The sequence below is a fragment of the Stenotrophomonas mori genome, assembly GCF_023556335.1.
Lineage (GTDB): Bacteria > Pseudomonadota > Gammaproteobacteria > Xanthomonadales > Xanthomonadaceae > Stenotrophomonas > Stenotrophomonas mori.
Map to the genome: position 1 here is coordinate 162,049 of NZ_JAIKTS010000005.1, position 19,816 is coordinate 181,864.

General features: G+C 70.6%; 26 protein-coding genes. 9 read left to right on the forward strand and 17 right to left on the reverse strand.

Annotated features, from left to right (window positions below; genetic code table 11):
- Positions 1 to 47: 47 nt before the first annotated feature.
- Positions 48 to 1,151: an NAD(P) transhydrogenase subunit alpha gene (locus tag K5L01_RS13610; RefSeq protein WP_250065143.1), complete on the forward strand. Its 1,104-nt coding sequence runs from the start codon at positions 48 to 50 to the stop codon at positions 1,149 to 1,151.
- A gap of 194 nt (positions 1,152 to 1,345) precedes the next feature.
- On the opposite strand, the gene K5L01_RS13615 is transcribed toward K5L01_RS13610, so the two are convergent.
- From K5L01_RS13615 to K5L01_RS13625, 3 genes are read right to left on the reverse strand one after another with little or no spacing between them, the layout of a single operon-like run.
- Complete coding sequence (locus K5L01_RS13615) at positions 1,346 to 1,744, reverse strand: DUF3106 domain-containing protein (protein WP_250065144.1); 399 nt, start codon at positions 1,742 to 1,744, stop codon at positions 1,346 to 1,348.
- A 5-nt stretch (positions 1,745 to 1,749) separates the two neighbouring features.
- The gene (locus K5L01_RS13620; protein WP_250065145.1) at positions 1,750 to 2,106 is read right to left on the reverse strand and encodes a hypothetical protein; all 357 of its coding nucleotides are present in this window, start codon (positions 2,104 to 2,106) and stop codon (positions 1,750 to 1,752) included.
- Positions 2,103 to 2,657, reverse strand: a complete 555-nt coding sequence (locus K5L01_RS13625) for an RNA polymerase sigma factor (RefSeq protein ID WP_250065146.1) — start codon at positions 2,655 to 2,657, stop codon at positions 2,103 to 2,105. Before K5L01_RS13625 ends, K5L01_RS13620 begins: the two co-directional genes overlap by 4 nt.
- 132 nt (positions 2,658 to 2,789) lie before the next feature.
- Here K5L01_RS13625 and K5L01_RS13630 point away from each other — a divergent pair, with 132 nt between their 5' ends.
- Positions 2,790 to 3,098, forward strand: coding sequence for an NAD(P) transhydrogenase subunit alpha part 2 (locus tag K5L01_RS13630; protein ID WP_250065147.1), 309 nt, complete (start codon positions 2,790 to 2,792; stop codon positions 3,096 to 3,098).
- Positions 3,095 to 4,543, forward strand: a complete 1,449-nt coding sequence (locus K5L01_RS13635; RefSeq protein ID WP_250065148.1) for an NAD(P)(+) transhydrogenase (Re/Si-specific) subunit beta — start codon at positions 3,095 to 3,097, stop codon at positions 4,541 to 4,543. Before K5L01_RS13630 ends, K5L01_RS13635 begins: the two co-directional genes overlap by 4 nt.
- Before the next feature lie 51 nt (positions 4,544 to 4,594).
- Here K5L01_RS13635 and K5L01_RS13640 read toward each other — a convergent pair whose 3' ends face one another.
- The gene (locus tag K5L01_RS13640; protein ID WP_250065149.1) at positions 4,595 to 5,020 is read right to left on the reverse strand and encodes a hypothetical protein; all 426 of its coding nucleotides are present in this window, start codon (positions 5,018 to 5,020) and stop codon (positions 4,595 to 4,597) included.
- Between the two features lie 110 nt (positions 5,021 to 5,130).
- Between K5L01_RS13640 and sufT the strand changes: the two genes are divergently transcribed.
- Together sufT and K5L01_RS13650 are read left to right on the forward strand one after the other, a co-directional pair.
- Positions 5,131 to 5,682 carry a putative Fe-S cluster assembly protein SufT gene (gene sufT, locus K5L01_RS13645; protein WP_250065150.1) on the forward strand — a complete coding sequence of 184 codons (552 nt, stop codon included), beginning with the start codon at positions 5,131 to 5,133 and terminating at the stop codon, positions 5,680 to 5,682.
- 72 nt (positions 5,683 to 5,754) lie between these two features.
- A complete protein-coding gene (locus tag K5L01_RS13650; protein ID WP_250065151.1) occupies positions 5,755 to 6,852 on the forward strand; it encodes a branched-chain amino acid aminotransferase in 1,098 nt (365 codons plus the stop codon).
- A gap of 73 nt (positions 6,853 to 6,925) precedes the next feature.
- Here the strand turns inward: K5L01_RS13650 and ybaK are convergent, their stop codons facing one another.
- The 4 genes from ybaK to wrbA form a co-directional block, all read right to left on the reverse strand.
- Positions 6,926 to 7,402 (reverse strand): Cys-tRNA(Pro) deacylase, encoded by a 477-nt coding sequence (gene ybaK, locus K5L01_RS13655; protein WP_250065152.1) that lies wholly within the window; start codon positions 7,400 to 7,402, stop codon positions 6,926 to 6,928.
- The gene (locus tag K5L01_RS13660) at positions 7,403 to 7,888 is read right to left on the reverse strand and encodes an asparaginase domain-containing protein (protein ID WP_250065217.1); all 486 of its coding nucleotides are present in this window, start codon (positions 7,886 to 7,888) and stop codon (positions 7,403 to 7,405) included. It lies immediately after the preceding gene.
- A 140-nt stretch (positions 7,889 to 8,028) separates the two neighbouring features.
- On the reverse strand, positions 8,029 to 8,373 hold the full coding sequence (locus tag K5L01_RS13665; RefSeq protein ID WP_250065153.1) for a DUF2069 domain-containing protein: 345 nt from the start codon (positions 8,371 to 8,373) through the stop codon (positions 8,029 to 8,031).
- The gene (gene wrbA / locus K5L01_RS13670; RefSeq protein ID WP_250065154.1) at positions 8,370 to 8,963 is read right to left on the reverse strand and encodes an NAD(P)H:quinone oxidoreductase; all 594 of its coding nucleotides are present in this window, start codon (positions 8,961 to 8,963) and stop codon (positions 8,370 to 8,372) included. Before wrbA ends, K5L01_RS13665 begins: the two co-directional genes overlap by 4 nt.
- 77 nt (positions 8,964 to 9,040) lie before the next feature.
- Between wrbA and K5L01_RS13675 the strand changes: the two genes are divergently transcribed.
- Both K5L01_RS13675 and K5L01_RS13680 read left to right on the forward strand, forming a co-directional pair.
- Complete coding sequence (locus K5L01_RS13675; RefSeq protein WP_250065155.1) at positions 9,041 to 10,315, forward strand: YihY family inner membrane protein; 1,275 nt, start codon at positions 9,041 to 9,043, stop codon at positions 10,313 to 10,315.
- Positions 10,312 to 10,869 carry a TlpA family protein disulfide reductase gene (locus K5L01_RS13680; protein ID WP_250065156.1) on the forward strand — a complete coding sequence of 186 codons (558 nt, stop codon included), beginning with the start codon at positions 10,312 to 10,314 and terminating at the stop codon, positions 10,867 to 10,869. Before K5L01_RS13675 ends, K5L01_RS13680 begins: the two co-directional genes overlap by 4 nt.
- A 46-nt stretch (positions 10,870 to 10,915) precedes the next feature.
- On the opposite strand, the gene K5L01_RS13685 is transcribed toward K5L01_RS13680, so the two are convergent.
- Genes K5L01_RS13685 through K5L01_RS13710 form a run of 6 tightly spaced genes read right to left on the reverse strand, consistent with a single transcriptional unit; the run spans position 10,916 to position 16,604 of the window.
- Positions 10,916 to 12,160: a cysteine desulfurase gene (locus K5L01_RS13685; RefSeq protein WP_250065157.1), complete on the reverse strand. Its 1,245-nt coding sequence runs from the start codon at positions 12,158 to 12,160 to the stop codon at positions 10,916 to 10,918.
- On the reverse strand, positions 12,157 to 13,452 hold the full coding sequence (gene sufD, locus K5L01_RS13690) for a Fe-S cluster assembly protein SufD (RefSeq protein ID WP_250065158.1): 1,296 nt from the start codon (positions 13,450 to 13,452) through the stop codon (positions 12,157 to 12,159). Before sufD ends, K5L01_RS13685 begins: the two co-directional genes overlap by 4 nt.
- A complete protein-coding gene (sufC, locus tag K5L01_RS13695) occupies positions 13,452 to 14,216 on the reverse strand; it encodes a Fe-S cluster assembly ATPase SufC (protein WP_250065159.1) in 765 nt (254 codons plus the stop codon). Before sufC ends, sufD begins: the two co-directional genes overlap by 1 nt.
- A 38-nt stretch (positions 14,217 to 14,254) precedes the next feature.
- Entirely contained in the window at positions 14,255 to 14,668 is a 414-nt protein-coding gene (locus K5L01_RS13700; protein ID WP_250065160.1) for a lysozyme inhibitor LprI family protein, read from the reverse strand.
- Positions 14,665 to 16,140, reverse strand: a complete 1,476-nt coding sequence (sufB, locus tag K5L01_RS13705) for a Fe-S cluster assembly protein SufB (RefSeq protein WP_250065161.1) — start codon at positions 16,138 to 16,140, stop codon at positions 14,665 to 14,667. Before sufB ends, K5L01_RS13700 begins: the two co-directional genes overlap by 4 nt.
- A gap of 17 nt (positions 16,141 to 16,157) precedes the next feature.
- A complete protein-coding gene (locus K5L01_RS13710; protein WP_250065162.1) occupies positions 16,158 to 16,604 on the reverse strand; it encodes an SUF system Fe-S cluster assembly regulator in 447 nt (148 codons plus the stop codon).
- A 263-nt stretch (positions 16,605 to 16,867) separates the two neighbouring features.
- On the opposite strand from K5L01_RS13710, the gene K5L01_RS13715 reads away from it, so the two are divergent.
- Entirely contained in the window at positions 16,868 to 17,341 is a 474-nt protein-coding gene (locus K5L01_RS13715) for an SET domain-containing protein (RefSeq protein ID WP_250065163.1), read from the forward strand.
- 49 nt (positions 17,342 to 17,390) lie between these two features.
- Here the strand turns inward: K5L01_RS13715 and K5L01_RS13720 are convergent, their stop codons facing one another.
- From K5L01_RS13720 to K5L01_RS13730, 3 genes are all read right to left on the reverse strand, one after another.
- Complete coding sequence (locus K5L01_RS13720) at positions 17,391 to 17,975, reverse strand: DUF1439 domain-containing protein (protein WP_250065164.1); 585 nt, start codon at positions 17,973 to 17,975, stop codon at positions 17,391 to 17,393.
- A gap of 90 nt (positions 17,976 to 18,065) precedes the next feature.
- Positions 18,066 to 18,371, reverse strand: a complete 306-nt coding sequence (locus tag K5L01_RS13725) for a DUF3861 family protein (protein WP_250065165.1) — start codon at positions 18,369 to 18,371, stop codon at positions 18,066 to 18,068.
- A gap of 250 nt (positions 18,372 to 18,621) precedes the next feature.
- Complete coding sequence (locus tag K5L01_RS13730; RefSeq protein ID WP_250065218.1) at positions 18,622 to 19,020, reverse strand: HU family DNA-binding protein; 399 nt, start codon at positions 19,018 to 19,020, stop codon at positions 18,622 to 18,624.
- A 294-nt stretch (positions 19,021 to 19,314) separates the two neighbouring features.
- Between K5L01_RS13730 and K5L01_RS13735 the strand changes: the two genes are divergently transcribed.
- The gene (locus K5L01_RS13735) at positions 19,315 to 19,749 is read left to right on the forward strand and encodes an OsmC family protein (RefSeq protein WP_250065166.1); all 435 of its coding nucleotides are present in this window, start codon (positions 19,315 to 19,317) and stop codon (positions 19,747 to 19,749) included.
- The last annotated feature ends 67 nt before the right edge of the window (positions 19,750 to 19,816 follow it).

The following is a 19,816-nucleotide window of genomic DNA, read 5'->3' on the forward strand; positions in this document are numbered from 1 at the left end:
TGCTACGATTCGGCGCCTAGCTTCTTGACTGCGCAGCGGAGACCGGCATGGCCGTTGAGGTACGGGTGTTGAAGGAGGCCGCGGTGGGCGAGCGGCGCGTGGCGGCCACGCCGGAAACGGTCGGGAAGCTGGTCGCGGCGGGCGCGAGGGTCGCGCTGCAGGCCGGCGCCGGCAGCGCCGCCGGGTTCACCGACCAGGCCTACCGCGATGCCGGGGCGCGGATCGACGATGCGCTCGCCGAGGCGGACCTGGTGCTGTGCGTGCAGGCGCCGCCGGTTGCCCTGATCGAGCAGCTGCGGCCCGGCACGGTGCTGGTGGGCAGCCTGCATCCGGACGCCGACCCGGCACGCGCCGCGGCGCTGCGGGCCGGGGAACTGCGGGTGTTCCCGCTGGAACGCCTGCCGCGCACGACCCGCGCGCAGTCGATGGACGTGCTCAGCTCGCAGGCCGGCATGGCCGGCTACAAGGCCACGCTGATCGCCGCACAACTGGCGCCGCGCTTCTTCCCGATGCTGACCACCGCCGCCGGCACCATCCGTCCCTCGCGGGTGCTGGTGGTGGGCGCCGGCGTGGCCGGACTGCAGGCGATCGCCACCGCGAAGCGCCTGGGCGCGCAGGTGGAAGGGTTCGACGTACGCCCGGAAACCCGCGAGCAGATCGAGTCGCTCGGTGGCAAGTTCCTGGACCTGGGGGTCAGCGCCGCCGGCGAGGGCGGCTACGCGCGTGCGCTCACCGAGGAGGAACGCGCCGAACAGCAGCGCCGGCTGGCCGAACACCTCCGGAGCGTGGACGTGGTGATCTGCACCGCGGCGGTCCCGGGCCGGCCCGCGCCGAAGATCATCGGCGCGGCGATGGTCGCCGGCATGCGACCGGGCAGCGTGATCGTGGACCTGGCGGCCGAGACCGGCGGCAACTGCGAGGCGACGCGCCCGGGCGAAACCTTCCAGGTCGACGGCGTGACCGTCGCCGGTCCGCTCGACCTGGCGAGCATGGGAGCGGTCCATGCCAGCGAGATGTACGCGCGCAACGTGTTCAACTTCGTTGCACTGTTCCTGAAGGACGCTGCGCTGGCCTTCGACTGGGACGACGAACTGCTGGCGAAGACGGTCTGGCCGGAACGGCCCGCGGACGCAGCCGCGCCCACGGCCTGACGGGCGGCGGCCCAAGCCACCGCCCCGGGGAAGCGTGTCCGGGGCCTGTGGACGGCGGTGGGCGGGGGCGGTGCGCACCGGGTCCGGTCATGCGGTGACCAGGACGCGGTGCAGGCAGGCCGGTACGGATGGCCGGCACGGGCCGCCCTCGACAGGCGCCGGCCAGTGCTGCGCCGTCAGCAGCGGGTACGGGCTCAGTGTTCGGGGTGGGCGTCCAGCCACTGCTGGCGCTGCTCCGGCGTCATCCGGTGCCAGCGGTCGCGCAGCTGTTCGCGCTCGGCCTTGTCCATGGTGCGCATGCGCGAGAACAGGGCGCGCGCCTCGCGCTGCTGCTGCGGCGACATGTTCTCGAAACGGCGCATGCCGCGGCGTGCCTGGGAGTGCTGCTCCGGCGACATCTGCTGCCAGCCGCGGGCATGGTCGTACATCCGCTGGCGGCGCTCGGGCGAGGCGTTCCAGCGCTCACGCATCGGAGCGATCAGGGTCTCGCGCTGGGCCGGGGTGAGCTGGTCCCATTCGGGCAGCCGTGGCTGGGCGAAGGCGGGCGCGGTGCAGGCCAGGAGCAGCAGCAACAGGTACAGGCGGGTCTTCATGGGTCTCACTCCATCGCCAGGGCATCAGAGCCCAGCCACAGGTACATTTCGGGACTCTCGTCGAACAGCAGGGCGTCGTCGGCCAGCGCCTGGTTGGCATCGGCGGCGACATCGGCCGGCAGCGGCGGCGCGCTGCGATGGAACTGCACCGCGACGGTCACCGCCAGTACCGCCGAGCAGGCGGTGGCCAGCCACCAGCCGCGGTGGCGCAGGCGCGGGGCGGGCGCACCGTGGGTGGCCTGGTGCCGCGCCTGGCGCAGGCGCGCCAGGGTGGCCGGGGACAGCGCGGCGTCGGCCTGCCGCTGCAGGTGCCGCAGGGAACGGTCGGGGTCGCCGTGCGGGGATGTGGGCAGGCGGTTCATCGCGTGGCCTCCAGTTGTTTCTGCAACGCGTCGCGCGCGCGCGACAGGTGGGTCTTGACCGAGCCTTCCGAGCAGCCCATGGCCCTGGCGGTGGTGGCCACGTCCAGCTCCTGCAGCACCCGCAGCGAGAAGGCCTCGCGCTGGCGCGCCGGCAGCTGCCGCAGCGCCCGTACCAGCCGCTCGTAGTCCTCGCGCTGTTCGTGCCGCTGTGCCGGGCCGGGCCCGTCGTCGGCCCAGTCGATGCTGGCGTCCTCGTCGTCCTGCGCGGGTGCCCAGAAGCGGAGCCGGAAGCTGCGGCGGCGCTGCAGGTCGATGATGCGCCGCCGCAGGATGCTCCAGAACAGCGGCGTCCATTCGCTCGCCGGCTGTCCGCGGTAGCCGAGCATGCGCTCCATGGCGTCCTGGACCGCGTCCAGGGCGTCTTCGCGCTGGCGCAGGCCGGCCTCGGCGAAGCGGAAGGCGCGCGGCCCGATACCGGCCAGGAAGGCGTCCAGGGAGGCCGGGGGGGCGGTCTCGGCGGCAGGGGCGATGGGGGAGCTGGTCACCAGCACAGGGTAGCGTTCCGGTCGGTCCTGGCGGTATCAACGCCCGGAGGCCGCATCGGTTGACAGGCCGGGTCGCGCGCGCGTTCATCGCATGGTTATGATGCGCGCTGTGCGGCCGCAGCCGCGGAGAGGACGACAATGAGCGACGGGTTCGTGGCGTTGTACATTTTCATGCTGGCGGCGATCGCCGGCCACGTGATCATCTCGCGGGTGCCGGTGATCCTGCATACGCCGCTGATGTCGGGCTCCAACTTCATCCACGGCATCGTGCTGATCGGCGCGATGGTGGTGCTGGGCCACGCCGACACGCCGCTGGAGAAGATCATCGGCTTCATCGCCGTGGCGCTGGGGGCGGGCAATGCGGCCGGCGGCTACGTGGTCACCGAGCGCATGCTGGAAATGTTCAAGTCCAGCCGCAAGCCGGGCGCCGGGGAGCCGCCGCGGTGACCGCGCAGGGGCTGTCCTGGCTGGTGAGCGCGAGCTACCTGGTGGCGGCGACGCTGTTCCTGCTCGGCCTGCAGCGCATGGCCTCGCCCAGGACCGCGCGCAGCGGCATCCACTGGGCGGGCGCGGGCATGCTGCTCGCCACCGTCGCCACGTTCTTCCTGCCGGGCCTGCACAACCTCGCGCTGATCCTGGTGGCGCTGGTGCTGGGCACCGGCCTGGCATGGGTGTCGGCGAAGAAGGTCGCCATCACCGACATGCCGCAGATGGTGGCGCTGTACAACGGCATGGGCGGCGGCTCGGCCGCGGCCATCGGCGCGGTGGAGCTGCTGCGCTTCGCCGACGTGGCGGGGCGCGATACCAGCCACTGGAGCGCGGAAGCCATCGCCGCGCTAGCGGCACGCCAGCCCTCGGCCACCGTGCTGGTGCTGGCGATCATCGGCTCGGCCATCGGCGCGGTGTCGCTGTCCGGTTCGGTCATCGCCTGGGCCAAGCTCGACGGCCGCCTGGACAAGCGCGTCACCTTTCCCGGGCAGCAGGCGTTCAACCTGCTGGTGGCCGTGGCGATGGTGGCGCTGGGCGTGTGGGCGGCGCTGAGCCTGCAGCCGGTGGCGATCATCGCCTTCTTCGTGGCGGCGCTGGCGCTGGGCGTGCTGATGACCCTGCCGATCGGCGGTGCCGACATGCCGGTGGTGATCTCGCTGTACAACGCGTTCACCGGGCTGGCCGTGGCGTTCGAGGGCTACGTGCTGGGCAACGAGGCGCTGATCATCGCCGGCATGATGGTCGGTGCCGCGGGCATCCTGCTGACCCGACTGATGGCCAAGGCGATGAACCGCCCGATCAGCGGGGTGCTGTTCTCCCATTTCGGCGGCGGCGGGCAGGCGGCGGCGGAGATCGCCGGCAGCCAGAAGCCGATCGAGGCGGCCGACGTGGCGGCGATGATGGCCTATGCCGAGCGGGTGGTGATCGTGCCCGGCTACGGCATGGCGGTGGCGCAGGCGCAGCACAAGATCTGGGAGCTCGCGCAGCGCCTGGTCGAGCGCGGCGTCAAGGTGAAGTTCGCCATCCATCCGGTCGCCGGCCGCATGCCGGGCCACATGAACGTGCTGCTGGCCGAGGCCGGCGTGCCCTATGACCTGATCGCCGACATGGACGACATCAACCCCGAATTCGCCACCACCGACGTGTCGCTGGTGATCGGGGCCAACGACGTGGTCAACCCGGTGGCCAAGACCGACCCGGGCAGCCCGATCTACGGCATGCCGATCCTGGACGTGGTCAACTCGAAGAACACCGTCGTCATCAAGCGCGGCAAGGGCACCGGCTTCGCCGGCATCGAGAATGCGCTGTTCTATGCCGACAACACCCGCATGCTGTACGGCGACGGCGCCGAGGCGGCGAGCGCGCTGGTCAGCGAGCTGAAGGCGCTGGACGGCGGGCACTGAGGACGCCCGGCGGTTGGCCGGCCGCCGCGGAGGGGGGGCCGCCGCCCGTGGTCAGCGGGCCATGCGCCAGGCGAGCAGCAACGCGGCCAGCAACCAGGCCAGCTCGACCGCGCCATTGGCCAGCCCGACCAGGGTCCAGGCCAGGTGCGGCCCCAGCCGCAGGGCCGACTCCCAGGGCGACAGGCCCATCGGGCCGCCGATGTAGGTGGCGGCGATGCCCCAGTTGGCGGCCGCGGTGATCGCCAGCGTCGCCAGCAGGGCCACCAGGACGCGGAACCGGCCCCGTCCCAACGTGCCCAGGCGCAGCATCCACACCACCTCCAGCGCGGCGGCGATGGCCATCCAGCCGGCCTGGGTGCCGGTATACAGCGCGGCCATCAGCCAGGCGACAACCAGGGTGCAGCTCCCCAGCAGCAACAGCAGGGGCCAGAGCCAGTGCTGGGAGCGGCCGGCAGGCGACGGGACAGGGGGAGGCATGGGCATTCCTGGAAAGATCGGCGCAGCATAGCCCTTCAGCGGCCGGCACGCCCAGTCGGATAAAATAGCCTGTCTTGCGGGCAGGCCTCCGCGTCCCCATATCGATTCCCATGTATTCCCGCAGCAGCGAACCCGTCCATTTCGAACGCGATTGCCCGGCCGTGATGGTGCCGCAGGGCGACAGCGTGACCCTGCCCGCCGGCAGCTATGGCTACATCACCCAGGCCCTGGGCGGCAGCTATACCGTGTTCGTCGAGGGCAACCTGTTCCGCATCGCCGGCAAGGACGGCGATGCGATCGGCAAGGAGCCGCCCGCGGCGCTGGAGCTGCCGCAGGACGCCGGCGACGAGGACGTGGAGAAGCTCGTCTGGCAACAGCTGCGGACCTGCTTCGATCCGGAGATCCCGTTCAACATCGTCGATCTTGGGCTGATCTACGAGGTCGACATCAAGCACCTGGACGACGGCCAGCGCGAGGTCGACGTCAAGATGACGCTGACCGCGCCGGGCTGCGGCATGGGCGAGATCCTGGTCGACGACGTGCGCAGCAAGCTGGAGATGATCCCCACGGTCGCCGAGGCCGACGTGGAGCTGGTGTTCGACCCACCGTGGGGGCGGCACATGATGTCCGAGGCGGCGCGGCTCGAAACGGGCATGTTGTAAGGTGGTGCCCCATGCCGGCGCGCCCGTGGGCGGCGGCCGGCTCCCCTCCGCAATCTGGAAAGGAAATATCCGGTGTCCCAGTCCCTGAACTTCCATGTCACCCGTTCGGACCGTCCGCGCAGCGCGGAAGAGCGCGCCAGGATCCTGGAGAAGCCGGGCTTCGGCGTGCACTTCACCGACCACATGGTGGCCGTGCGCTGGGACAAGGACGGGGGCTGGCACGACGCGGAGGTGCGGCCCTACGGCCCGATCGCGCTGGACCCGGCGGCGGCGGTGCTGCACTACGGCCAGGAGATCTTCGAAGGCATCAAGGCCTACCGGCATGCCGACGGCTCGGTGTGGACCTTCCGTCCGGATGCCAACGGCCGCCGCCTGCAGCGCTCGGCCGCGCGCCTGGCGCTGCCGCAGCTGCCGGTGGAGGTCTTCGTCGAGTCGCTGAAGCAGATGATCGCCGTGGACAAGGACTGGGTGTCCGATGCCGAGGAGGCCAGCCTGTATTTCCGCCCGTTCATGATCGGCGACGAGGCGTTCCTCGGCGTACGCGGTGCGCACCAGGCCAGCTACTACGTGATCGCCAGCCCGGCTGGCCCGTACTTCGCCAAGGGCGTGGCGCCGGTGGCGATCTGGCTGTCCACCGATTTCGCGCGTGCGGCCAAGGGCGGCACCGGCGCGGCCAAGTGCGGCGGCAACTATGCCGCCTCGCTGCTGCCGCAGCAGCAGGCACAGGCCCAGGGCTGCTCGCAGGTGCTGTTCCTCGACCCGGTCGAGGGCCGGTACCTCGAAGAACTGGGCGGCATGAACGTGTTCCTGGTCTATGGCAAGCGCAACACGCTGGTCACCCCGGCACTGTCGGGTTCGATCCTGGAGGGCATCACCCGCGAGTCGATCCTGCAGCTGGCGCGCGACCGCGGCATGACCGTGGAGGAGCGCCAGGTGACCATCGACGAATGGAAGCAGGGCGTGGCCTCGGGCGACATCACCGAGGTGTTCGCCTGCGGCACGGCCGCGGTCATCACCCCGATCGGCCAGCTCAAGGGCGAGGGCTTCTCGGTGGGCGACCTGGAAGCGCCGGCCGGCGAGGTCACCCTGTCGCTGCGCCGCGAGCTGACCGACATCCAGTACGGACGCCTGCCGGACCGCCATGGCTGGATGCTGCGCCTGGACGCCTGAGTCCGCGCCGGAGTAGCTGCCCGCCTGCACGCGCCCCGCCTCGAGCGGGGCGCGTGCGTTGGGGCGCGCGGGGTCACTCTTCGCAGAGGTCGGCGGCACGGGCCTGCAGCAGGTGCAGGGCGTCGGCCGGGGCGATGTCCAGCAGCAGGCCGCGCTGGCCGGCATTGATCCAGATGCGCGGGTGGGCCTGCGCGGCGTCGGCGACCAGCACGGTTGCCGGGCGCTGCTGGGCGAACGGACTGATGCCGCCAACCCGGTAGCCGCTGCGGCGTTCGGCCTCGGGGATCTCCATCATCCGCGCCTGCTTGCCACCGCAGGCGGCGGCGAGCTTCTTCAGCGACAGCCGCCGGTCGGACGGAATCACCACCACCACCGGCTGCTTGTCCACCCAGGCCATCAGGGTCTTGAACATCCGCGCCGGATCGATGCCCAGCGCCTGCGCCGCGGCCAGGCCCTTGCTGTCCACCTCGGCCGAATAATCGTAGGCATGCAGGCCGTGGTCGATGCCGGCCTTGTCCAGCGCGGCGGTGGCGCGGGTTCCCCGGGCCATTCAGGCCGGCTCGAAGCGGTTGGCCTCGACGTTCTTGCGCACCTTGTCCGGGTTCCAGACGCGCCCGTTCATGGCGATGTAGACGCCTTCGGGCAGCGACTGGACCGCGCCGATCGCGCAGCCGATGTTGAACTCGGCATCGGACCCGCGGAAGCGCGCCGGGCTGAGCGCACCGGTCATCACGATGGTCTTGCCGGTGAGGGCCTTGAGCACCTTGCCGGTGGCCACCATCGAATCGGTGCCGTGGGTGACCAGTACGTGGCGGCTGGGCTGCGCGGCGATGGTGGCGCGGATCAGTTCGCGGTCCTCATCGGTGATGTGCAGGGAGTCCTTGCGCAGGATCGGGATCACGTTGAAGCGGAAGGTCACGCCCAGCTCGCGCAGGATCATGCCGATCTGCGGGTCACCGATCTGGTAGTCGGATTTGTCGTCGAAATAGATCTTGTCGATCGTGCCGCCGGTGGTGACGATCAGGAGGTCTTCGATCATTGCGGTGGATCCAAACGGTGAAGGTGGGAATGATAAGGCGTGGCGGATGCGGGGCGTGCCGCGCCGCGTCCGCCGGCCTCCCGGGCGCGGCCCTGCGTGGAACAGGCTCCCGCTGCCCCGGGGCGGGCGGCCCGGGGTCAGGGGCTGCGCTTGCCGAACCGCGCGCGCAGGCCGGGCAGGCTGACCACGGTGACCACCACCAGCGACAGCACGATCTCCAGCAGTGCCAGGCGCAGGGTTTCCGGGTGGCTCCAGGCGCTCATCACGCCGTGGCTGAACCAGCCCAGCGCCAGCACGCCGGACCAGAATGGCGCCCGCCGCCAGCCCAGGCGCAGGGCGATGGCCAGCAGCAGGGGCGGTGCGGTGAATACGAGCTGTGTCGCCAGCCAATGGCGGTCGTGCAGGAACCACCACGTATACAGGGCCGCCAGCGCCATCAGCGCCAGCAGCAGGGTGGAGTGGCGCGGCGCGGTCCGGTTCATCGTGCCAGCCTCCGCGCGATGTCGGCCACGCGCCGGCCCAGCGCGCGTGCCAGCTGCGCCTCGTCCTCGCTGGGCTGGGGGTCGTCCTGCACGCCGGCCACGTGGCTGGCGCCATAGGGGGTGCCGCCGGTGGTGGTGTGGCTCAGCGCCGGCTCGGTGAACGGAATGCCGACGATCAGGCAGCCATGGTGCAGCAGCGGCAGCTGCATCGACAGCAGGGTCGACTCCTGCCCGCCGTGCATCGAGGCGGTGGACGTGAATACGGCCGCCGGCTTGCCGGCCAGGGTGCCGTTGACCCATTCGGCGCCCAGGCCGTCGAGGAAATGCTTGACCGGCGCGGCCATGTTGCCGAACCGGGTGGGGCTGCCGAGCACGATGCCGTCGCAGGCGGCCAGGTCGGCGATCTCCACGTAGGGCGCGCCCTCTTCCGGGACCGGCGGCGCGCTGGCCTGGGTGATCGCGGCCACCGGCGGCACGCTGCGCAGGCGCGCGCTCATGCCCGGCACCTCGCCGATGCCGCGGGCGATCTGCCGCGCCAGCCGCGCCACCGAACCGCCGCGGCTGTAGTACAGCACCAGGATCTCCGCCATCGCACCATCCACTCATCACGCAGGGAGCGGCAGTATCGGCGATGCGGGGCGCGCTTTGCATCGGGTACCCTTGCCGCATGGAACCCCTGGATTCGCTCAATCTATGGATGGAACGGGTCCGTGACCGCGGACGCCGGGCCAGCTTCGCCCGTTTCCTGTGGCAGCGTTTCCTCGACGACCGCCTGTTCGAGGCGGCCGGCGCGCTGGCCTACACCACGGTGTTCGCCCTGGTGCCGCTGGCGATCGTGGTGTTCGGGGTGCTGTCGGCCTTCCCCATGTTCGACCGCTGGAGCGAGGCGCTGAGCGACTATGTGTTCTCCAACTTCGTACCCTCGGCCGCGCGGGCCGCGGAAGGCTACCTGCGCCAGTTCTCGACCAGTGTCGGCCAGCTCACCGCGGCCGGCTTCATCGCGCTGGTGGTCTCGCTGCTGATCACCCTCAACAGCGTCGAGCAGATCTTCAACCGGATCTGGCGGGTGGCCTCGGCGCGGCCGCGGCTGACCCGCTTCCTGGTCTACTGGACGGTGCTGACCCTGGGCGCGATGCTGGCCGCGGCCTCGCTGGCGGTGTCGGCCAAGGTGTTCGCGCTGCCGTTGTTCGGCACCGTCGAGGGGCGCTGGCTGGCCGACCTGGCGCTGCGGCTGGCGCCGGTGCTGATCGAGTTCGCCTGCGTCATGCTGGTCTACCGGGTGGTGCCGCACCATACGGTGCGCTGGCGGCACGCGGTGCCCGGGGCGCTGCTGGCGGTGGCCATGCTGGAGCTGGTGAAGTGGGGCATGGGCATGTACCTGGGCAGCTTCCAGTCCTACCAGAAGCTCTACGGCACGGTGGCGTTCGTGCCGATCCTGCTGCTGTGGATCTACCTGGGCTGGGTCTCGGTGCTGCTCGGCGCCTCGCTGTCCTCCTCGATCGCCGCCTTCCGCTACCAGCCGGCCGCGCTGCGCCTGCCGCAGGGCTGCGAGCTGTACGGGCTGCTGCGCCTGATCGGGCGGTTCCGCGAAGCCCGCGCGCAGGGGCGCGGCCTGGACGAGGACCGCCTGCTGGCACTGGAGCCGATGCTGACCGACTCGCTGCTGCAGGAGCTGCTGGCGCAGATGGAAAGCATCCGCCTGCTGCACCGCGACGAGGCCGGCCACTGGTTCCTGGCCCGCGACCTGGCGGGCGTGAGCCTGCGCGAGCTGTACGAGAGCTCGCAGCTGCGCATCCCGGTCGCCGAGGAATACCTGCCGTTCCGCGAGGACGCGCTGGGCCAGGCGGCCTGCCAGGCACTGGACGAACTGCGGGTGCCGCTGCGCGCGCTGCTCAAGCGCCGTGTGGACGAGATCTACGCCATCACCGGAGACCAACGATGACCCCGAGACTGCTCCCCCTGGCCGTGCTGGCCCTGGCGCTGGCCGCCTGCAAACCCCCGGCGGACCCGGCGCCGGCCGCCGATGCCGCGCCGCCGGCCGCACCCGTGGCGCCGGCCGCCGACGCCGAGGCGCGCACCGTGGAGACGCCGCAGCTGCGGATCAGGACCGTGGACGGCAGCGACTACGACCTGGCCCGCCACCGCGGGCAGTGGGTGGTGATCAACTTCTGGGCGACGTGGTGCGGGCCGTGCCTGCAGGAAATGCCCGAACTGTCGGCGCTGCATGCCATGCGCGCCAATGTCGAGGTGGTCGGCCTGGCCTACGAGGACATCGAGGCCGATGAAATGCGCGCCTTCCTGGAGAAGCACCCGGTGACGTATCCGGTCGCGATCCTGGACCCGTACGACCCGCCGAGCGACTTCGCCACCCCGCGCGGGTTGCCGATGACCTACCTGATCGCACCGGACGGCAAGGTCGCGCGGCAGTTCCTGGGGCCGGTCGATGCGCGGCAGGTGGAGCAGGCCATCGCCGAGGCCGGCGGCAAGGCGGCCTGAGCGGCCCCGCCCCGGCCGGACGGGGCGGAGCCCGGGGGGCGCGGGATCAGCCGAGCAGGGCGCGGGCCTTCTGCAACGCGGCGATGAACGCCTCCACCTCCTGGTGGGTGTTGTAGAACGCCAGCGAGGCGCGGCAGGTGGCGGCGACGCCGAAATACTGCAGCAGCGGGTGCGCGCAATGCTGTCCCGAGCGCACCGCCACGCCTTCCAGGTCGAGCAGGGTGGCGAGGTCGTGGGCATGCGCGCCCTCCACCAGGAACGACACCACCGCGGCCTTGTGCGGCGTGGTGCCGAAGATGCGTACCCCGTCCACGCGTTGCAGTTCCTCGGTGAGGTGCGCCAGCAGCGCCTGTTCGCGCGCGGCGATGTGCTCGCGTCCCAGCGTTTCCAGGTAGTCCACCGCGGCCCCCAGGCCGACGAAGCCGGCGATGTTCGGCGTGCCGGCCTCGAACTTGTGCGGGGCGTCGTTGAACACGGTGCCGTCGAAGCTGACCTGCTTGATCATCTCGCCGCCGCCGATGAACGGCGGCATCGCCTCCAGCAGCTCGCGGCGCGCCCACAGCGCGCCGGTGCCGGTGGGGCCGCACATCTTGTGCCCGGTGACGGCGTAGAAGTCGCAGCCGATGGCGGCCACGTCCAGGGTCAGGTGCGGTGCGGCCTGGGAGCCGTCGATCACGGTGACGATGCCGCGCCGGCGTGCTTCGCGGCAGATCTCGCGCACCGGGTTGACGGTGCCCAGGACGTTGGAGACATGGGCCAGGGCCAGCAGCTTCACCTCGCCGGTCATGGCCGCGTTGAGCGCGTCCAGGTCCAGGCTGCCGTCGGGCAGGATCTCGGCCACGCGGATGTGCGCGCCGGTCCGCTGCGCCACCAGCTGCCAGGGCACGATGTTGGCGTGGTGCTCCATGCGCGAGACCAGGATCACGTCGCCGGCCTGCAGCCGCGGCAGGGCCCACGAATAGGCCACCAGGTTGAGCGCGAAGGTGGTGCCGTTGCACAGCACCAGCTCGTCGCCGGGCACGTTGAGGAACCGCGCCAGGCGCGCCCGGGCGCCCTCGTAGGCCTCGGTGGCCTCGGTGCCCAGCGCATGCACCGCGCGGCTGACATTGGCGTTGTAGCGGCGGTAGAAGGCATCCACCGCGTCGATCACCGGCAGCGGCTTCTGCGCGGTGTTGGCGTTGTCGAAATACACCAGCGGCTTGCCGTTGACCTCGCGCATCAGCAGCGGGAAGTCGGCGCGCACCCGCGCCCAGTCGGGCGCGCCGGCGGGGGTCGGCGGGGTCGGGCTCATGCCATGCCCACCTGCTGCAGCGCCTGGTCCAGGTGCGCGGCCAGCGTGGCGGTGAGCGCACCGTCCACCGCGGCGAGCGGCTCGTGGCAGAACGCGGCGCTGAGCAGGGCACGGGCCTGCTCGGCCGGCAGCCCGCGCGTGCGCAGGTAGAACAGCGCGTCGGCGTCGAGCTGGCCGACGGTCGCGCCGTGCGCGGCCTTGACCTCGTCGGCGTCGATCACCAGGGTCGGCTGGGTGTCGATCTCGGCATCGGCCGACAGCAGCAGGTTCTTGTTGGAGAGGTTGGCATCGGTGCCGTCGGCGCCCGCACGGATGCCGATGCCGCCGTGGAACACCACCCGGCTGCGGTCGCTGGCGATGCCCCGCCAGACCAGCTCGGCGCGGGTGTCGCGGGCGATGTGCTCGATGCCCAGGCGGGTGTCCAGGTGGCGGCGGCCGGTACCCAGCAGCACGCCGTTGGCGACCAGCAGGGCGTTGTCGCCCTCCAGCCGCACGTTGAGCTCGTGGCGGGTGAGCGCAGCGCCCAGTTCCAGGTCGATGCGCCGGTACTGCGCATCGCGCGCCAGCACCGCGTCGGTGCGCAGCAGCGAGGTGGCGCGTGCGGCATCGGTCTGCACGCGGGCGTGCGAGAGCGCTGCATCGCGCGCCAGGTGGACATGCACCAGGGTGTTGTCCAGGTGGGCGCTGTCGCCGGCCTGGAGGTGGTGCTCGACCAGTCCCAGGCGCGCGCCGCGGCGCAGTTCGATGCGGTGGCGGTGGTGCCAGGCGATGTCGTCGGCGGCCTTCGCGCCGCTCTCCGGCGCCGGGTCCGCCGCCTGCGGTGCACTGACGAACACCAGGTGCAGCGGGTGCTGCGCGGCGACGTCCTCCGCCACGTCCACCAGCACGCCTTCATCGGCGAGCGCGGCGTTGAGCTGGGCGAAGACTTCGTCAGGGCGTTCGAAGCGGCGGCCGAGGAAGCCGGGCGCGTCGCCGGTCGCCAGCAGCGAGGACAGGGTCCGCACCTGCACGCCCGCGTCCAGCCCGGCCAGGTCGCTCAGGGTTTCGGCATGGCGGCCGTTGACGAACACCAGCCGCGGCGCGGGGATGCCGGCCAGCAGCGCGGTGTCGATGGCCGCGGCCTGCTGCGGCGCGGTGCCGAAGCGGCGGCGTTCGAGCTGGCGCAGCGAGGTGTACTTCCAGGCCTCGTCGCGGTGGGCGGGCAGGCCGGCCTGCAGGGCCGCTTCGAGCAGCTGCGCGCGTTCGTGGCTGCCGCGGAACCCCGCGGCCAGCGATTCCAGGAGCGCGCTCATTACTTGGCCGCCTCGCGCACCACGCGGTCCTTGAGGAAGTCGTAGCCGTGCGCTTCCAGCTCCAGCGCCAGTTCCGGCCCGCCGCTCTTGACGATGCGGCCGTCGGCCAGGACATGGACCACGTCCGGCTTGATGTAGTCGAGCAGGCGCTGGTAGTGGGTGATGACCACGAACGAACGCTGCGGCGAGCGCAGGGCGTTGACGCCGTCGGCCACGGTCTTGAGCGCGTCGATGTCCAGGCCCGAGTCGGTTTCGTCCAGGATCGCCAGCTTCGGCTCCAGCACCGCCAGCTGGAAGATCTCGTTGCGCTTCTTCTCGCCGCCGGAGAAGCCCTCGTTGACGCCGCGGTGCAGCAGTTCGTCCTTCAGGTGCAGGACCGCCAGCTTCTGCCGCACCAGCTTCAGGAACTGCATGGAATCCAGTTCCTCCTCGCCGCGCGCCTTGCGCTGGGCGTTGAGCGCGGCGCGCAGGAAGTAGGTGTTGTTGACCCCCGGGATCTCCACCGGGTACTGGAACGCCAGGAACAGGCCGGCGGCCGCGCGGGCCTCCGGGTCCAGCGCCAGCAGGTCGCCGTCCTCGAAACGCACGCTGCCTTCGGTGGCCTCGTAGCCGTCGCGGCCGGCGAGCACGTTGCCCAGGGTCGACTTGCCGGCGCCGTTGGGGCCCATGATGGCGTGGACTTCGCCGGGCTTCACGTCCAGCGAAAGGCCCTTGAGGATTTCCTTGCCGGCGATGCTTGCGTGGAGGTTGTCGATCTTCAGCATGTGGGTGCGGTCTTCAATAGAGAGGTGGGGCGGGGCGATCAGAGTTCGCCTTCGGCGCGATCGAGGAAGGTGGCGCGCAGCCAGCGGGTGCGCTGCCGGGTGAGTTCGGCCTCGGCGCTGGAGCGCCGCATCGGGTAGCTGGAGCCGTACAGCACGCGCGGATCCTCGTCGCTGGCGACCGGATAGCGCGCCTGGAGGTCGGCATCGCGCAGTGGAATCCACAGGCGCTGCGCGGCACGCAGCGCGTCGATGGCCGCCGGCTGCCCCTGCAGCGTCCGCAGTACCTGCCGGTACACGGTGTTGAGTTCGGCGTCGGCGGCGTCGGCTGCGCGCGCGGCGCAGGCGTCCAGGTCCAGCTGGGTACGGGCGTCGTCGCAGGCCCGGTCCGCCGCCGCCGCGGCCGGGACGCCTGCCGGCAGCAGCGCCAGCAGGAGCAGCGGCAGGCGGCTCATCCGACCGACCCTTCCAGGCTGACCTCGAGCAGCTTCTTGGCCTCGACCGCGAACTCCATGGGCAGTTCGCGGAATACCTGCTTGCAGAAGCCGTCCACGATCATCGATACGGCGTTCTCCGGATCGATGCCGCGCGCGCGGCAGTAGAACAGCTGGTCCTCGGAGATCTTGGAGGTGGTGGCCTCGTGCTCGATGGTGGCGCCGGGGTTCTTCACCTCGATGTAGGGGAAGGTGTGGGCGCCGCACTGCTTGCCGATCAGCAGCGAGTCGCACTGGGTGTAGTTGCGCGCGCCCTCGGCGCCGCGGTCCACCCGCACCAGGCCGCGGTAGGTGTTCTGGCCGCGGCCGGCGCTGATGCCCTTGGACACGATCTTGCTCTTGGTGCGCTTGCCGACGTGGATCATCTTGGTGCCGGTGTCGGCCTGCTGGCGGTGGTGGGTCAGCGCCACGGAGTGGAACTCGCCGACCGAGTCGTCGCCGAGCAGCACGCAGGACGGGTACTTCCAGGTGATGGCCGAGCCGGTCTCCACCTGGGTCCAGGTGACCTTGGAGCGCGCACCGCGGCATTCGGCGCGCTTGGTGACGAAGTTGTAGATGCCGCCGACGCCGTTCTCGTCGCCGGGGTACCAGTTCTGCACCGTGGAGTACTTGATCTCGGCGTCTTCCAGCGCCACCAGCTCGACCACCGCCGCATGCAGCTGGTTCTCGTCGCGCATCGGCGCGGTGCAGCCTTCAAGGTAGGAGACGTAGGCCTTGTCCTCGCAGACGATCAGCGTGCGCTCGAACTGGCCGGTGTTGTTGGCGTTGATGCGGAAGTAGGTGCTCAGCTCCATCGGGCAGCGCACGCCCTTGGGCACGAACACGAAGCTGCCGTCGGAGAACACCGCCGAGTTGAGCGCGGCGAAGTAGTTGTCGCCCACCGGCACCACCGTGCCCAGGTACTTCTTCACCAGTTCCGGATACTCGGTGATGGCCTCGGAGATGGAGCAGAAGATCACGCCCTTCTCGGCCAGCTCCTTGCGGAAGGTGGTGCCGACCGAGACCGAGTCGAACACCGCGTCGACCGCCACGCCGGCCAGCCGCGCGCGCTCGTGCAGCGGCACCCCGAGCTTGTCGTAGGTGTCCAGCAGTTCCTGCGGCACCTCGTCGAGCGACTTGTACTTCGGCCCCTTGGGCGCGGAGTAGTAGCTCAGCGCCTGCAGGTCGATCGGGCCGATCTCCAGCTTGGCCCAGTCGGGCTGGCGCAGGGTGAGGAAATGGCGATAGGCGTCCAGGCGCCACTGCGTCATCCACTCCGGTTCTTCCTTCTTGGCCGAGAGGGCGCGGATGACGTCCTCGTCCAGGCCCGGCGGGAACGACTCGGATTCGATGTCGGTGACGAAGCCGGCCTCGTACTTGCGGCCCAGCTGTTCATGGATCTCGCGGTTCGGGGTATCTGCGATGTCGACGGGTTCGATGATTTCGGTGGCCATCAGGCTGCCTAAGGAATTCAGGGGACGACGCTGACGTCGATGCGTCGGCGTTCGGCGTGGGGGAGGGGGTGCAGCATCTGCGCCAGGGTGACGCCGCGCAGCGCGTCGGCGATCACGTCGTTGATCATCCGCCAGTTCGAGCGCACACCACACTGGTGGGCGATGCCGCACTGGCTCAGTTCCTGGCTGCATTCGGTGATCGCCAGTGGTCCTTCCATCGCTTCGACGATCTCGATCAGGCTGATCTCGGCGGATGGACGGGTCAGGCGATAGCCGCCGCGCACCCCGCGCAGGCCTTCCACCAGCCCGGCCTGGGCAAGCGGCTTGAGCAGCTTGCTGACCGTGGGCGGTTCCAGCCCGGAGGCCTCGGCCAGCTCGGTCGCGCTCAGCACGACGCCCGGCCGTGCGGCGAGCACGGTCATCACGACGCTGGCGTAATCGGTGAGCTTGGTGACGCGGAGCATGGGGAGGCCGGAAGGGGTCGGGTGGAAAGCGTACCTAAATTGTACTCTTTTGCGCCGCGGGTCTCAAACCCGCTGCCGGGAGGCCGGTATCGACGCCGGAGGGCGTGCATGGTGCCCCAGGAAGCGGTGCGAGGCCACCGTGCGCGTGGCCCCTAACCCGCCGCGGCCGCGGTGCGCCCGGGCGCGGGCCGGCCGCCCGGACTTGGGAAGCCGGCGCGACTGCGCGAGAATCCCGGTTCCCACTCGTTTCCCCGGTCATGTACATGCCCAAGAAGATCCAGGCCCGCAAGTCCACCATCCACGGCAATGGCGTGTTCGCGCTGGCCGCGATCGCCAAGGGCGAACGCATCATCCAGTACAAGGGACAGCTGCGTACCCACGCCGAGGTGGATGCGGACGATGCCGGCGACGTGGAGAGCGGGCATACCTTCCTGTTCACCCTGAACGACGACTATGTGATCGATGCCAACCGCAAGGGCAACGACGCGCGCTGGATCAACCACAGCTGCGACCCGAACTGCGAAGCGGTCAGTGAAGAGGCCGATGGCGACGACCGCACCGCCGACAAGGTGTTCGTCGAGGCGATCCGCGCGATCCGCCCTGGCGAGGAGCTGACCTACAACTACGGCATCACCCTGGCCGAGCGGCATACCCCGCGGTTGAAGCAGATCTGGGCCTGCCGCTGCGGCTCGCCTAAGTGCACCGGCACCATGCTGCAGCCCAAGCGCAAGCGCTGAGCCACGCCCGTGCCCGGCACCGCGGTACCGGGCGCCGGGGCGGCCCGGCTCAGTGGCCGAGCAGTCCCTGCGGCACCAGGGCGCCGAGATCCTTGTTGAAGTCCACGGCGATGCGGCCGTTCTCGATGCCGATCGTCTTGACCTGCAGCGCGCCCATGACATTGGCGATGGCCGGCTCGATGCGGTAGATCGGTTCGCGGCGGGCGTAGTCGGCCAGCCAGGTGTTGAGCAGGCCGCGGGTGGCGGAATCCAGCTCGGCACCGGCCACCGCAGGACGGAACGTCTCCACGCTGGGCTGGTCGAGGTGGAAGCCGCGGGTCTGCGCGTCGTAGCGCAGGCCGCTGCTGAGCTGCACGTTGCCGACCGGCCTGGGCGCACCGCCGCCGGCGCCCGCGGCCAGGTCGAACTGCAGGTCCAGGCGGCTGCCGGCCGGCAGCGTCAGCCGCGGCTGGCTGACGGTCAGCGCGAGCAGGCCCCCCAGCGCCTTCTGCGAGCGCGGGAAGCTGCCGTCCAGGTACTGCTGCACATCGGCGGCTTCGACCACGAGCCGGTGGCCGTCGAGGCGGGGAGCGGCCTGCACGCTGGCGGCGACGGCCAGGCAGGCGGCGGGCAACAGCAGGGTGCGGAGGTTCATCGGTTCGGCCCGTGGAAGTGGAGACGGAGGCGATGCACGATAACCGGAAGCGGTGAACGGCCGGTTAGCGTCGCGGCGTTGCCGCCGCGCTCATACGGTACCGCGCAACGCCAGCAGTTTGGCGAGCAGTCCGTCGAGTTCCGGCTGCAGCGCGCCCAGCGGGTGTTCGGGGTCGCGGGAGGCGCCGGCCAGCGTCTCGAGCAGGCCGGTGGCCACCACCGCGGTGGCATCCTCGTTGCACGACAGCAGGCGCTGGCGCTGAGCGCCTTCCAGCGCGTGCATCCAGTCGCGCGGGCTGCGCTGTTCGAATTCGATGGTGCAACGGCCGCTGCACTGGGCGCCGTCGGCTTCCACCGGCGTGACGGTGATGCGGTAGCGGTGCGTATTGCTGGACATGGCGTGGTGAGTGACGGATGACCTGGGAAGCACCATAGGCCGGCCTCGTGGCGGCGGACAGGCGCCGGACCATGACGCTGTGTTCCAGGGCGGCGGGCCGCCGATCCGCATGCACGCCCGGCGGGCGGGGCGGGGGCGGCCATGCGTCGCCCATGGCGTGTGCCGGCGCTCCGCGCGCATGGGCGCGGCAGCCGGGCAAAAAAAACGGGACGGCGTGGCCATCCCGTCTCCATACCGCGGTGCCGCTGGATCAGCCCGCAGCGTCCTTGAGCTTCTTCAGCGCGCGGACCTTGATCTTGGTGGAGGCCGGCTTGGCGGCGAACCACTGCTCTTCCTTCGTGAACGGGTTGATGCCCTTGCGCTTCGGCTTGGCCGGCACGCTCACGGTGGTGATCTTCAGCAGGCCCGGCAGGGTGAAGCTGCCCGCGCCCTTCTTGTTGATCGATGCGGCCACGGCGCCTTCCAGCGCTGCCAGCACGGAGCGGACATCCTTGGCGGCGACGCTGGTCGCCTCGGACAGGTGGGCAACCAGGCCCGACTTGGTCAGGGCTTCCTTGATTGGCTTGGGAGCGGCCGGCTTGGCGGCTGCCTTCGTAGCGACTTTCTTCGCTGCCTTCTTCGGGGCAGCCTTCTTAGCGGTCTTTGCCATGATTTCCTGTTCCGTGAACGGTGGGTTGTTGCGCGTGCCGACCCCGTCGGCAAGCGAAATGTAGGGCATGCGCGCGGCATCGCCAATAGGGAATCGCGGAAAAACCCCATAAAAATTGCCTCCGGCGCGCCGATGGCGGTGCATCAGGCCGTCCGTTATGGGAAAACGCCGGGGGCCGGCCGCCGCCCGCGCGCGTCGCGGAGCCCCGGCCGGCGTCCTCCGGCGCTGCGACGCACAAGGCGCTAACGAACGCTGTCATAGGCTGGACGTCCGATCGCACAACGGAGGCATCTCATGGGTATCTCGCGTCACGCCATTGCGCACTGGGAAGGGGATGTAAAGACCGGCCAGGGGCACCTGAGCACGCCGCAGAGCGGGCTGATGGACAACACCCGCTATGCCTTTTCCAGCCGCTTCGGCGACGAAAAGGGCACCAATCCGGAAGAGCTGATCGCCGCGGCGCATGCCGGCTGCTTCACCATGGCGCTGTCGGCCAAGCTGACCGACGCGGGGTTCCCGCCGCGCTCGCTGGACACCCGCGCCGACGTGGACCTGTCGATGGACGGCGGTCCGCAGCTGTCGCGCATCCGCCTGGAGGTCAACGCGGTGGTGCCCGGCATCGACGAGGCGGCGTTCCACGCGCTGGCCGAGGACGCCAAGCAGAACTGCCCGGTGTCACGCGCCTTGAGTGCGGTGCCGGTCACCTTGGAGGCGAAGTTCGCGTCCTGAGGTGAAGCCGTGCGGGCCGCGTCGGCGGGCGCCGCGCGGCGGTGCGCGGAGGCCGCTCGGCAAGGGC

Bases quoted from the DNA above. Each gene is read 5' to 3' on its own strand.
- K5L01_RS13630 (WP_250065147.1), top strand. From the start codon at position 2,790: ATGAGCGACGGGTTCGTGGCGTTGTACATTTTCATGCTGGCGGCGATC.
- sufB (WP_250065161.1), bottom strand. From the start codon at position 16,140: ATGGCCACCGAAATCATCGAACCCGTCGACATCGCAGATACCCCGAAC.
- wrbA (WP_250065154.1), bottom strand. From the start codon at position 8,963: ATGGCGGAGATCCTGGTGCTGTACTACAGCCGCGGCGGTTCGGTGGCG.
- K5L01_RS13680 (WP_250065156.1), top strand. From the start codon at position 10,312: ATGACCCCGAGACTGCTCCCCCTGGCCGTGCTGGCCCTGGCGCTGGCC.
- K5L01_RS13710 (WP_250065162.1), bottom strand. From the start codon at position 16,604: ATGCTCCGCGTCACCAAGCTCACCGATTACGCCAGCGTCGTGATGACC.
- K5L01_RS13685 (WP_250065157.1), bottom strand. From the start codon at position 12,160: ATGAGCCCGACCCCGCCGACCCCCGCCGGCGCGCCCGACTGGGCGCGG.
- K5L01_RS13720 (WP_250065164.1), bottom strand. From the start codon at position 17,975: ATGAACCTCCGCACCCTGCTGTTGCCCGCCGCCTGCCTGGCCGTCGCC.
- ybaK (WP_250065152.1), bottom strand. From the start codon at position 7,402: ATGGCCCGGGGAACCCGCGCCACCGCCGCGCTGGACAAGGCCGGCATC.
- K5L01_RS13730 (WP_250065218.1), bottom strand. From the start codon at position 19,020: ATGGCAAAGACCGCTAAGAAGGCTGCCCCGAAGAAGGCAGCGAAGAAA.
- K5L01_RS13675 (WP_250065155.1), top strand. From the start codon at position 9,041: ATGGAACCCCTGGATTCGCTCAATCTATGGATGGAACGGGTCCGTGAC.
- K5L01_RS13610 (WP_250065143.1), top strand. From the start codon at position 48: ATGGCCGTTGAGGTACGGGTGTTGAAGGAGGCCGCGGTGGGCGAGCGG.
- sufT (WP_250065150.1), top strand. From the start codon at position 5,131: ATGTATTCCCGCAGCAGCGAACCCGTCCATTTCGAACGCGATTGCCCG.
- sufC (WP_250065159.1), bottom strand. From the start codon at position 14,216: ATGCTGAAGATCGACAACCTCCACGCAAGCATCGCCGGCAAGGAAATC.
- K5L01_RS13620 (WP_250065145.1), bottom strand. From the start codon at position 2,106: ATGAACCGCCTGCCCACATCCCCGCACGGCGACCCCGACCGTTCCCTG.
- K5L01_RS13735 (WP_250065166.1), top strand. From the start codon at position 19,315: ATGGGTATCTCGCGTCACGCCATTGCGCACTGGGAAGGGGATGTAAAG.
- K5L01_RS13640 (WP_250065149.1), bottom strand. From the start codon at position 5,020: ATGCCTCCCCCTGTCCCGTCGCCTGCCGGCCGCTCCCAGCACTGGCTC.
- K5L01_RS13615 (WP_250065144.1), bottom strand. From the start codon at position 1,744: ATGAAGACCCGCCTGTACCTGTTGCTGCTGCTCCTGGCCTGCACCGCG.
- K5L01_RS13700 (WP_250065160.1), bottom strand. From the start codon at position 14,668: ATGAGCCGCCTGCCGCTGCTCCTGCTGGCGCTGCTGCCGGCAGGCGTC.
- K5L01_RS13725 (WP_250065165.1), bottom strand. From the start codon at position 18,371: ATGTCCAGCAATACGCACCGCTACCGCATCACCGTCACGCCGGTGGAA.
- K5L01_RS13665 (WP_250065153.1), bottom strand. From the start codon at position 8,373: ATGAACCGGACCGCGCCGCGCCACTCCACCCTGCTGCTGGCGCTGATG.
- sufD (WP_250065158.1), bottom strand. From the start codon at position 13,452: ATGAGCGCGCTCCTGGAATCGCTGGCCGCGGGGTTCCGCGGCAGCCAC.
- K5L01_RS13715 (WP_250065163.1), top strand. From the start codon at position 16,868: ATGCCCAAGAAGATCCAGGCCCGCAAGTCCACCATCCACGGCAATGGC.